The organism is Snodgrassella sp. B3088 (assembly GCF_026535815.1).
Classification (GTDB): domain Bacteria; phylum Pseudomonadota; class Gammaproteobacteria; order Burkholderiales; family Neisseriaceae; genus Snodgrassella; species Snodgrassella alvi_E.
The window spans coordinates 383,042-394,761 of sequence record NZ_JAFNPG010000002.1; the positions used below are offsets into that span (position 1 = coordinate 383,042).

The window sequence follows — 11,720 nt, forward strand, 5'->3', positions numbered from 1 at the left end:
TTCCATATTAACTTAATTTGGGCACTTTTAGGGTTGAATTATGGTTTCATCCAAACCAAGTAATGCTGGTTTTACCTTGATAGAACTGTTAATCGTTATAGCAATTACAGCCATACTTGCGGCTGTAGCCTTACCAGCTATGAATCATTTGGTTGCTTCCCATCGAGCTTATAACCGTGCTGATCAATTACTTGCAATGTTTCAGTTTGCCAGAGCTGAGGCTATACGTACTAATACTCCAGTTTTAATCTGCCCCACATTAATTAGAAAAAATACTTCTACTTCTAATACTTGTGTAAATTTTGGCGATTATGAAAATGGTACAAAATGGCAAGGTTTTATTGCGTTCAGTGATAATGATTTAGATGGTGCATATAATGCCTCTAAAGATACATCAGTACGCACAGTAGCTTTAAATCAGAATTATGATGATAATATAAATAAAATCAAAGTTAAAATGCATTGGGGTGTGTGTAAAAATGGCAAGGCTGATTGTAAAGACGAAATTGCAGAATCCAAAATGCTAGCTTTCATGCCAAATGGTCAGTTTGGATTAGGTAATGGCAAAAATTCATCTAATTGGGATATAGGGCAATCCAGTGTAGCTTTAGAAGTTACTGATGCTAAATATGAAGACATTAAAAGACGAATCATAATAACACCAAGCGGTAAGCCGATTGCCTGTTATGGAAAATCTGGGAATGATTCGGTTTCAAATACTCAGATTTGTACTTCTCAATTATTTAACTAAAATGATTAATATGAAAATATTTGGATAAGTTTATGAATCAATGCCATTCAGTTGTATATTCATTACATAAATTAAAGAAACAAAATGGTTCTACAATTGTAGAAGCAATTGTGGCTATGTTTGTATTGTCATTTGGTGTATTGGCATTGATGCTGGCTCAGATTACAGCGGTGCATACTTCAATTAATGCTGCAAACCAAGGAGAAGTAACAAGAGCAGTGCAAAATTATATCGAACTTATGAATTCAGAAGCCAGAATTTCCCTTAAAGAAAAATTAGATGAAAATAAAAATAAAATATTATATATAGCTAAAGATTATTCAAATTTTGATGATGCCAACTGTAATAATCGTTTAAATATTCATTTAACTAATGCACAAATAACTTCCTGTACTATTCGAAATGGTAAAATAGATGTTTCTTGGAGTGGTCAGGCACTGGACAAAAACGATAAGAATAATAATGTTAATAATAATAGCTTTTCGTATACTCTGACTGCAGGCCAATAATGAAAAAAACATTAAATAAAAATATTAGGATTGTACTGATGAGAAAATCCCATATAGAGCCTCAACCAAAGAATTTTCTAGTCAGACAGCAAGGGTTCAGCTTGGTTGAACTCATGGTGGCAACGGCAATCAGTATTATTGTGTTACTAGCAGCAAGCTCAACCTTTCTAGCAACTTATAAATTAAAAGAGCAGGTTAAGACACGGATAAATTATGAACAAGATGTTCGTAATGCTTCGAATGTTATACGAAGTGATATGCGTCAGCTAGCTAATTTTAGCTGTATGAATCCCCCTGATATTAATGAATTAAATGACATTTTTACTGGAGCATTCACCAACTCTAATAATAAACAGTATTTATCTACTACATTCACTAAAGATATTGGTGTCACACCTGTAGCAGGAAGCAAACCTTTAGTACTTACGTTTATAAATGATAAATTAGCCAATAATATTCTTGCTAGCCAATGCAATACTGACATTAAAAAACTGGGTGAGCATGAAAAACTTGGTGAAGCTGTAAGTGGGGTTGTTTATTTGGTAGGGACGACAGTTTTTGATTCTAAGCCCGGTTTTTATCGTATAAATTACATTAATCAAATGTGGAGTGCTCCAGAGTTGATCGTGAGTAATGTCGTAAAAGCCAAATATGATTTTTATTATGATGCACATAAAGATTCAGAATGTCCACTTATTCACGGAGCTTCGGAGGCTTCAGCTGCTTCAAGTGCATCTGAAGCAGGACAAAAGAAGCCGTTAGAACCAAATATTAGCCATAAACAAGATTTAGATTTGGATTTTTTGCACCCTCCGGTAATGATTAAAACTACACTTAGTGTAAATCCAAATTTGACAAGCACAAGTACAAATAATACTGAAATAGATTATGAAATCAATGCAAGTGTTAGACAGGGTGAAGTTTGTACAAGTGGTAAATAATTTACAGATAAACTATTCTGGAATATGACATCTGACATGAAAATCGATTATAGATCCTTACAAACCAGACAGTCTGGATTTGCATTATTTCTAGTTCTGATAATGATGATTGTTATTGCATTTCTGGTTGTAGCTACGATGCAAAGCACATCAATGGATACTCGAACCAGTGCTAATGATAGTGATCATCAGCTTGCTCTTCAAAATGCTCAGATTGGTTTGAAAGCAGCAGAAGATAGAATTAGCAAATGGCCAGGTTTGAAAACACAACAAATATTTTCATGTGATTGTAAAGATGGATTATGTGCAGCTAATGGGATTGATGCAGCCGCAGTATTAAGTGTTTTAGCTGCTGTTGAAAAGAATTGTGGTGAATTGCCTGATGTTTGGAAACGAACAAATGTTTTTTCAAATATAGATGGCAAAGACAATAAAGACCCATCAACTAAAGTTCAACCAGATAATACCACTCCTTCCTCACCACAAAATCAAGACGTAAAATCTAGATATGTCATTGAATATCTGGGACCCGATAAAAATGCAGGTGTTGGTATATATTTATTTAGAATTACGGCCAAAGGTTGGGGAAAAAATGATAGTACTACTAGCATTGTTGAGGAAACCATTCAGGCATCTCTATATGATTTTTGATAAGATATAAACTTTATACTTGGTGCAGATGCATGAGAAAATATAATAATGGTTTTACTTTAATAGAACTTATTATCGCAGTAGCTGTTATGGGAATACTGGTAGCTCTTGCTTTACCAGCCTATGATAACTATATAGAAAAAGCAGATTTAGCAGATGCTACTTCTACATTGATTATGATCAATCAGGATGTTGCCCAGCAAAAACTGAGTTTGTTTAATAGTAATATACAAAAGTCAAATATAGACGAAGCAATTAAAAATCATGTTGGTAAAAATACTAACGTGGATAGGAAATATACAATAGCCGGAGTTTGTGATAGTACCGATAATTGCAGTGATTTTCATCTATATGCTGAACCAAAAGGGGGAATAAATTTAAAAAAATCCATTTGGATGAGCAGTGATTCAAGTACTTATATTTGTGATAATAAAGACGTCAGTAATATAAGTGATCCCTCTGGAAACCCTGAATGTAAAAAACAATAATTAAAAGCGAACGCTAAAATTTTTTAATACTAATATATTAATGGATAAGAATAAATATCTTAGTTATATTCTTACTATTGATATTTAAACAAATCGATATTTATAATTTCAGCGCAAACAGTTATTTATCCAGTTAAGACGTTGTTGCCGATTTAAAACCTGTAAAAATTCATGTTGAACTTTTAATTCATCTACGTCTTGCTGCATCCGCGGCATATAATGGTTTAAAACATACCGTTTGGCGTCAGCTTCATCAAATTTAGGTTGCATCAGAATCTGATTTAATTGTTCATTTTTACGTTTGTTGTTTGCAGTACGTTGTAAGTTGGTATCCTGATTTCGTTTATACTGCATTCTAATAAATCTGAGTCTGGCTTTTTGCATTTGTGTTAGTTCTAGCTTGCGGACATCACAATTGACTTGTCCAGAAGCAAAAGTAGAGCAAGTGAATGCGAATAGTGCAATGCCGGTACAATAGCGTACTATTTTTTGCCAGCAAAGTGCTACCATTGTGTTCTCCCTTTAATTTCCATCGGACAATATGAGTATACTTCATTAGCAGTCAAGCACATATAATGGCCGTAAACTTGCGTAAAGAATATTATATACTTGGAGTCTTTTATTTATGAATAACTTAAAAAAGCCTGATTTTTTTATTGCACCCAGTATATTGTCTGCAAACTTCGCTTTTCTGGGAAATGAAATAAAAGCCGTTATTGACGCAGGTGCAGACTGGATACATTTTGATGTAATGGATAATCATTATGTGCCGAATCTGACATTTGGACCCATGGTTTGTCAGGCTATCAAACCCTATGCTTCTGTTCCTATAGATGTGCATTTGATGGTAGAGCCAGTAGACGATATGATTAATGCATTTGCTAGCGCTGGGGCAGATATTATTACTTTTCATCCTGAAGCGAGTAAGCATGTAGACAGAAGTTTATCTCTGATTAAAGCAGCAGGTTGTAAGGCTGGGTTGGTTTTAAATCCTGCTACTCCATTATATGTTTTAGAGCAAGTAATGGACAAATTGGATGTAATATTACTGATGTCTGTGAATCCGGGATTTGGTGGTCAGAGTTTTATTCCTTCGACTTTAGAAAAAATTCGACAAGTTCGCTCCATAATTGATACATATGCCAATAATAATGGACGCTATATACGTCTTGAAGTGGATGGGGGGGTTAAGATAGATAATATTGCTGAAATAGCAAAAGCAGGGGCTGATACTTTTGTTGCTGGTTCTGCTATATTTGGGTTTGAGGATTATGGCAAACAAATATCGGCAATGCGTGAACAATTAGCTAAAGAAGGACAAATATAATTAAATCGCATAAAATTAATATGTTAATAATTTATGTTTATATTGCCATATGATTGTTAATTTTATATATTAACATTTAATTTTATATATTCAGTAGGTTATGAAAAAGCAGTCCTTTTATAGCAGACTGCTTTTACTCTCAATTTGCAATTGAAATATTTCTACAAAATGCTTGTTTAATGAGCTTCTTCCCAGTTATGTCCGCTGCCAACATCAGCAATTAATGGAACGCTTAATTTGGCAACAGCTGACATTAATTCTGGTAATTGATGCATTACATCGGAAAGTTCTGATTCTGTTACTTGTAACACCAATTCGTCATGTACCTGCATAATGAGTTTTGATTGCATATTTTGTTGTTCCAGCCAATCTTGCACTGCAATCATAGCTCGCTTGATTAAATCAGAAGCAGTTCCTTGCATTGGCGCATTGATGGCTGCTCTCAAAGCTCCAGCACGTTCTGTACCATTGCTGCTTTTTAAACCAGGTAAGTAGAGGCGCCGACCAAATAAAGTTTCTACAAAACCGTGTTGGAATGCCTGTTCTTTAGTTTTTTCCATATATTCATGCACACCTGGATAACGACTAAAGTAGCGTGATATGAAATGTTGAGCTGCTTGCAATTCGATTCCTAATGATTTCGCCAAACCATATTCGCTCATACCATAAATCAGTCCGAAATTAATCGTTTTAGCATACCGACGTTGTTCAGCTGTTATTTCATTTTGCGAAGTAGAAAAAATTTCTGCTGCTGTGCGTTTATGGATATCTTCATCATTTTGGAAGGCATCAATCAGGGTGGCATCTTTTGAAAGATGTGCCATGATACGTAGTTCTATCTGAGAGTAGTCGGCAGAAACGATTAGCTGGTCGGGTGGGGCGATGAAACTTTTGCGGATTCGGCGGCCTTCTTCTGTACGGACAGGTATATTTTGCAGATTTGGGTTGTTACTAGCCAGTCGACCTGTGATGGCTACGGCTTGCGCGTAGGTAGTATGTACACGCCCAGTGTCTGAATTAATCAGCTGAGGTAGTTTGTCGGTGTATGTGGATTTCAGTTTTGCCAGCGTTCGTGTCTGTAGAATGAGCTTGGGAAGGGGATAATCCGTTGCCAGTTTCTCAAGCACAGCTTCATTAGTTGAAATTGCACCAGATGATGTTTTTTTAAGTCCCGTAGTTGGGATACCCATTTTATCAAATAGAATGGCCTGCAGTTGTTTGGGGGAATTCAAATTAAATGGTTGGCCTGCCAGCTGATATGCCTGTTCTTCAAGTTTGATTAGCTGATTGCCTAGCTCGTGGCTCTGTTGTGTTAATTCTTGTCGATCAATTAATACTCCAGTACGTTCCATGAGAAATAATATGCGCTCAATTGGTATTTCTAGATGATGGTAAAGCTCTAGCTGAGCTGAATTCATTTGCTGCCGGAGTAAAATTTCTAAACGCAATGACACATCTGCATCTTCTGCAGCATAATTCACAGCATCATCCAGAGGCACATCGGAGAAACAAATTTGCTTGGCGCCTTTACCACATAAATCTTCATATTTAATAGTCTGCCAGTTTAGATGCCGGAGCGCTAGCTCGTCCAGACTATGGCCAAGGTGGCTTTCGACAATATAAGAAGCAAGCATAGAGTCGCCAATAATACCATTTAGGCCGATGTTATAATTGGCTAATACGTGTTGGTCATATTTAATATTTTGACCGATTTTGCCAAGCTTATTTGATTCTAGATAAGGCTTCAAACAGGTTAATACCGTTTCTAAAGGTAGCTGTTCATTAACAGCAGTAGGGGTGTGACCTACAGGAATATAAAAGGCTTTACCTGGTTCTAATGCGATGCTGATACCCACTAGATTAGCTTTCATGGCGTCTAGATTATCGGTCTCAGTATCCAGAGCGATGGTCTGGGCGTTTTCTAACTGTGTTTTTAATTCTGTTAATTGTTCATTTGTTGTAATTGCTGAATATTGTTTAGGAATGTTCCTTAGATAATCCGTTTCAGTGCTAATTGCATTATTGTCTGTACCAGAGTTTTTAATGATTTCTGATTCGGCAAACAAATCTTCTGTTGGCTCTTTAGAATCACTTAAGTGATGTTCATCAAGATGCGTTTGCGCTTCTTTTAACCAATTTTTGAAGCCAAGTTCTTGAAAGTTTGGTATCAATTCTTGCCAATTTGGCTTCTGACGTTTTAAATCTTCTATTCCGCGTGGTAATACATCTTGCAGGTTTACGTCTGTTTTAATTGTGATTAACTGGTAAGAAAGAGGGAGTTTAGGTATTGCAAGGCGTAAGTTTTCACCAACTTTACCTTTAATATCGTTGGCGTGCTGGATGATATTCTGCAAGGTTTCATATTCCTTTAACCATTTTACAGCTGTTTTAGGGCCGCATTTATCGACACCTGGCACATTATCGACCTTATCTCCAATTAAACTTAGATAATCAATAATTTGTTCTGGCTTAACACCAAATTTTTCTATTACACCTGTGATATCAAGTTTTTCATTGCTCATGGTATTGACTAGAGTCACCTGATTATTTACCAGCTGAGCCATGTCTTTGTCGCCTGTGGAAATAATTACTTCGTATCCAGCCTGTTGTGCCATGCAGGATAATGTACCTATAACATCGTCTGCTTCTACACCGCTAACAGATAATACAGGCCATCCCATTAATTTGACTAGTTCTGGTAAAGACTCAGCCTGTGGCCTTAAATCTTCAGGCATAGGGGGGCGGTTAGCTTTGTATTCTGGATACATCTGATGGCGAAAATTTTCGCCCTTTGCATCAAATACGCAACAGGCATAATCATGTGCTGTATCCATGCGCAGACGTCTGAGCATATTCAGTACACCGTATAATGCTCCCGTGGGCATTCCTGTAGGACTGGTTAAAGGTGCTAAAGCATGATATGCGCGGTATAAATAAGATGAACCGTCAACCAGTAATAATTTTTTTTGCATTGTAATTCCAGAATTATCAAATTTAGCCCAGAAACTTTCAAAATCATTCAGTTCTTATAGCCTGTCTATGTCAGTATATTGCAGAGCATATCTGTATTTTACGATAAAAAATATGGTTCGTAATTTAAACTATTGGCTTACTGGGTAAAGTATGTTTGCGTAGTTATGGATTCGCAAATATGTAAGTGCTACATGCGATAAATAATAATATTTTATATTGATTTATAATTTGCATATTTCGCATAATATATATTATGTTAAATTATACTATTCATTCTGATCTTGTCTATCTTTTGCTTTTCAATCTTTAGTCACCTTTTCATTCAAATTTGAAATTACTTTTCTGGCAAGTTTATCCAGCTCTTTGCTATGGTAAAGATCCAGACATTTTAGAAAATCAAATTTTATTCCTTTAACTTCCTGCTCAGCCACTGGATTAAAATAATTACGGGATAAATAAGAATCGATTAGTATAATTTCTTTATCTATACTTTTATCAATGTCGTAATCAATCCAGTCTTTTAGCGCACTTACACTGCTGCCTGTATCTTTTGCTACATCCTTGTTTCCTTTGTATGCTTTGGTGACACAAGATGCAAAAACCATATCCTTATAATTTTCTATAAAGGTACGGTTCACTGCCTCGGGAGTTGATGCTTGGCTAATCAATGGCAATAATATGCAGCAGCTGGATATTATTTGCAATTTAAATTTTTTCATTTCAGTCCCAAAAATTGGCTTGAAGTGTTACATATCCCTTTTCAGGCTCATTTTCACTAAAATAACAGTAATCATAACAATAGTTGCTGCGAAATTTTGAATTTATAAAAATTTCGCAGCTTATCTTTCACTATATTTTTTTATGCTTTGATTACTGATGCTGCCAGCGCTCTTGCGATTCGCGTATGACTGATTTAGCTTCGTCGATGTCACCCCAATGCGTTACCTGTGTGGTACCTGCCTTTTTCAAATCTTTATAATGGTTGAAATGAAATTCAATCTGTTTGATTAATTGTGCTGGCAAGTCTGCTAATGTTTGAACATTGTTGCCATTATTACGGTCATCAGCCGGAACTACAACAATTTTGTCATCAACTTCTCCATCATCTACGAATTTCATAACACCAATAATTCTTGCTTCCAGATAAATTCCCGTACTCAAAGGCTGATCAGTGATAATTAAGGCATCCAACTCATCACCATCTTCATCGAGAGTTTGCGGAATAAAGCCATAATTGGTGGGTTTAGCGAATATCACGGGTTCAACCCGATCAAGTTTCATAGCACCAAGTTTGCGGTCCCACTCTATTTTATGATTTGAACCTGCTGGAATTTCTACAACTACGTTGATAATACCGCCGTCTACATTACCGGCATCGAGAATTTTATTGAAATCTGCCATGATATAAATGTCCTGCAATAGTTTTGAGTGGCGGTATTGTAAACAATGGATTTTTGTTTGCCCATATTTTATTGGATAAAATGTTAGTTTTCATTGATATTTTGTTTTATTTCAGATTAAAGTAAGAAAGCCAGTATTTCTCAAATCTGACTTTCTGTATCATTACTAAATCTTGTAACCATTTAATTCTTTGATTTTATTTTCAGATTTATTGATAATACAATTATCAAAATTTATCTGAGTTTCAATGAGGTTTTTAGCTGTCGGTCTGGAAATGCAATATTTATTGATTTCATCTGACCACTGTTCATATGTCTGATTGAGGTTCTGCTGAATATCGTTAGGTATGGTTGACCAAGTAATATTTACTCTTTTAAGTGCATCGGATGCTTTTGCATCCATTTGAGCTGCTTTTTCTTGTTTTATATCTGTCAGATTTGATGCCTGCTCATCCAGCAACTCTTTAGCACGATTATTCAGCATGACGGATTCACAATATTGGTTGGCAACCTGTTGAGCCAGTATTGTATGATAGCCGGTTAGCGAGCACGAAGTGGTTAATGCTATGTTATCCCAGTCTTTTTGTTCTTGTTGTATAGTCGCTTTAAAATCCGGATCAAGATTTGACCATATATTGCGTAGATTAGCTAATGCTTTTGCACGATCCTGCTGGAATTTATTCAAAAGCTGATTTAATTCTTCCGGCGTCTTGGTATTCAGATTTAGGCCAGTACTATCGGAGTCGTCTTCCAGATTTTTATCCGCAGTATTACTCGTTTGCTGCGCATTTACGGTAATGCTTTCACTTGCTGCGCTTGCAGATAAGGTACCGGAACCATAGTTGGGTTGCAGGTCTTTTTTGTTACCAGCAAAAATGAAATACATGGCCACTATAATAATAAGTCCGATAATGATGATTAAAATTATCTTTACGCTATTACTGTGTGCTGGTTCGTTTTGTTTTTGATATGGTTCTTCTATAAATATCGGAACAGTTTCCTGATTCTCATCTTCTTCGGAAGTCGAAGTTTTGGCTTTAGATGATAAAAGTATGGCTTTCTGAGCTTCATACTCTTCTTTGGTTATCGCACCTTTTTCAAATAGTTTAAATAATGCTTCTAGTTCTTCTGTAAGAGAAGATTTATCCATACCCTACCCCTGTAAAAAAATTATGTGATTGTTGATAACATAAAGTAAAGATATATTTGTTGCAAGCTTTTATGCTCGTTTTCAGCAAATAAATTTAGTTTACAGGTTATTGTTATATTGGATGAAAATATACAATTTTCATTTTAGTAATATTTGGGTAATAAATGATATTAGCTAATATATTGTACAAGTGTTTTAGGGATAACTTATTCTAAAAATTAATAATTGCTTAGAATTAATAATCAAAAAGTATTTGTATTCTAATATAAAAATGACAATGTTATTATGTTGATATGTCAAAAATTGTCAAAACCGAAATTTAATGCATGTATATGTACGATTGTAGCGCAAGATAAAATATTAAATTAATTATTATAATGATGGTGGGTCGTCAGGGGATCGAACCCTGGACAAATGGATTAAGAGTCCGATGAGCATTATTACAAGTTATTGTTTTTAAACAAATGAACCGCCTGCAAACTTAGTTCATTTGACTTGTTTTGATGTGGTTTTGTCTTAAATTTGGCAAAATCTATTGGCATTAATTTTTTGATTTCTACAACTTAACCGTAGTTTTTTTTTTCAAGAAAACGGCATTGACTATTGTTAAGCTGTAGTTATCGTTTATACGTTTATCATTTTATTCGTGATTGAACTCAGTTGTTGCGATCTCCCCAACAACTGAATTTCTACCCCATACAATTTAAGCTCAAAATATTTCAACCGTTGTGAAGATCACCACGGTTGATTCTTTAGTTACAAGCTTTACTGAATAGCTTTTACCAGTGCGCTATGCCGTCGTGCACATTCATTATACTTCTCTACCACCCCAACTGCCCACGGGAGAATGTCGGCGCCTGTAGAACCATTTAACGGGCTTAATGCAGGGCATGGCTCGGTAAGGTTGGCCGGAACATTAACGGCTGCTAATGGCTTCGTTGACGAGGCGCACCCCTGAAGAATCCAGACAGACATTAGTGTACACAGGCACCCTAATAATTTTTGTGACTTGCACTTGTCGTTCATCTCGCTTTACCTCGTTTTCTGCTTTCTGTTTCTCGTAATTTTGACTGGCCTGTTTGGATGCTTCCTGCTGTTTGGCCAAAGCCACTTGATATTGCCTTTGCGTTTCGTCTTTCCCTTTGTGGTAGCCGTTCTCANTTAAGGCCGCCAGCAACCACGCGCCAGCGGCCAAGTAATTAACGTTCTTCATGGCTACACCTCAAAATGTGGGTAATCTTTGGTTTTCTGCCAATCCCCGCCCCAATTAATGGAGACATTTAGTTCCTTGGCGGCTTGCTTCATGGCTTCGGCGATTAAACGGAATTTGGCCAAATCGTTCCAGTCTACCGGATAAGGTACCAAATCTACGGCGCGCCCTTGGGAATGCTTACTCGCAAAAGGATTATTTAGCCACGTAACTTTANGATGCTGGGTTGTGCGTATTTCGCCGGCACACCTTTCTGTGTACATTGCTGGGCAGTTCTACCCTTGCCATAGTTAATGCAACATTGCTCACGGGAGCGCAAT

At 36.2% G+C, this 11,720-nt stretch carries 12 protein-coding genes; 6 read left to right on the forward strand and 6 right to left on the reverse strand.

All coding sequences use genetic code 11. The features are described 5' to 3' along the window. The first annotated feature begins 40 nt into the window (after positions 1 to 40). Genes J3U75_RS02175 through J3U75_RS11335 form a run of 5 tightly spaced genes read left to right on the forward strand, consistent with a single transcriptional unit; the run spans position 41 to position 3,340 of the window. The gene (locus tag J3U75_RS02175; RefSeq protein WP_267390284.1) at positions 41 to 751 is read left to right on the forward strand and encodes a GspH/FimT family pseudopilin; all 711 of its coding nucleotides are present in this window, start codon (positions 41 to 43) and stop codon (positions 749 to 751) included. 32 nt (positions 752 to 783) lie between these two features. After that, the gene (locus J3U75_RS02180; protein ID WP_267390285.1) at positions 784 to 1,260 is read left to right on the forward strand and encodes a type IV pilus modification PilV family protein; all 477 of its coding nucleotides are present in this window, start codon (positions 784 to 786) and stop codon (positions 1,258 to 1,260) included. Next, complete coding sequence (locus J3U75_RS02185; RefSeq protein ID WP_267390286.1) at positions 1,260 to 2,201, forward strand: PilW family protein; 942 nt, start codon at positions 1,260 to 1,262, stop codon at positions 2,199 to 2,201. Before J3U75_RS02180 ends, J3U75_RS02185 begins: the two co-directional genes overlap by 1 nt. A gap of 36 nt (positions 2,202 to 2,237) precedes the next feature. After that, complete coding sequence (locus tag J3U75_RS02190) at positions 2,238 to 2,852, forward strand: pilus assembly PilX family protein (RefSeq protein WP_267390287.1); 615 nt, start codon at positions 2,238 to 2,240, stop codon at positions 2,850 to 2,852. Between the two features lie 32 nt (positions 2,853 to 2,884). Beyond that, positions 2,885 to 3,340, forward strand: a complete 456-nt coding sequence (locus tag J3U75_RS11335) for a type IV pilin protein (protein ID WP_323811345.1) — start codon at positions 2,885 to 2,887, stop codon at positions 3,338 to 3,340. A gap of 108 nt (positions 3,341 to 3,448) precedes the next feature. Here J3U75_RS11335 and J3U75_RS02200 read toward each other — a convergent pair whose 3' ends face one another. Further along, positions 3,449 to 3,850: a Spy/CpxP family protein refolding chaperone gene (locus J3U75_RS02200; protein WP_100140178.1), complete on the reverse strand. Its 402-nt coding sequence runs from the start codon at positions 3,848 to 3,850 to the stop codon at positions 3,449 to 3,451. 115 nt (positions 3,851 to 3,965) lie between these two features. Here J3U75_RS02200 and rpe point away from each other — a divergent pair, with 115 nt between their 5' ends. Continuing rightward, positions 3,966 to 4,667: a ribulose-phosphate 3-epimerase gene (rpe, locus tag J3U75_RS02205; protein WP_267390288.1), complete on the forward strand. Its 702-nt coding sequence runs from the start codon at positions 3,966 to 3,968 to the stop codon at positions 4,665 to 4,667. 176 nt (positions 4,668 to 4,843) lie between these two features. On the opposite strand, the gene polA is transcribed toward rpe, so the two are convergent. From polA to J3U75_RS02230, 5 genes are all read right to left on the reverse strand, one after another. Beyond that, a complete protein-coding gene (polA, locus tag J3U75_RS02210) occupies positions 4,844 to 7,639 on the reverse strand; it encodes a DNA polymerase I (RefSeq protein ID WP_267390289.1) in 2,796 nt (931 codons plus the stop codon). 300 nt (positions 7,640 to 7,939) lie between these two features. Further along, positions 7,940 to 8,359, reverse strand: coding sequence for a type VI secretion system amidase immunity protein Tai4 (locus J3U75_RS02215; RefSeq protein WP_267390290.1), 420 nt, complete (start codon positions 8,357 to 8,359; stop codon positions 7,940 to 7,942). A gap of 151 nt (positions 8,360 to 8,510) precedes the next feature. Further along, positions 8,511 to 9,041, reverse strand: coding sequence for an inorganic diphosphatase (locus tag J3U75_RS02220; protein WP_267390291.1), 531 nt, complete (start codon positions 9,039 to 9,041; stop codon positions 8,511 to 8,513). A 165-nt stretch (positions 9,042 to 9,206) separates the two neighbouring features. Continuing rightward, positions 9,207 to 10,190, reverse strand: coding sequence for an SHOCT domain-containing protein (locus J3U75_RS02225; RefSeq protein ID WP_267390292.1), 984 nt, complete (start codon positions 10,188 to 10,190; stop codon positions 9,207 to 9,209). Between the two features lie 1,215 nt (positions 10,191 to 11,405). Continuing rightward, the gene (locus J3U75_RS02230) at positions 11,406 to 11,663 is read right to left on the reverse strand and encodes a M15 family metallopeptidase (protein WP_267390293.1); all 258 of its coding nucleotides are present in this window, start codon (positions 11,661 to 11,663) and stop codon (positions 11,406 to 11,408) included. Positions 11,664 to 11,720 lie beyond the last annotated feature (57 nt).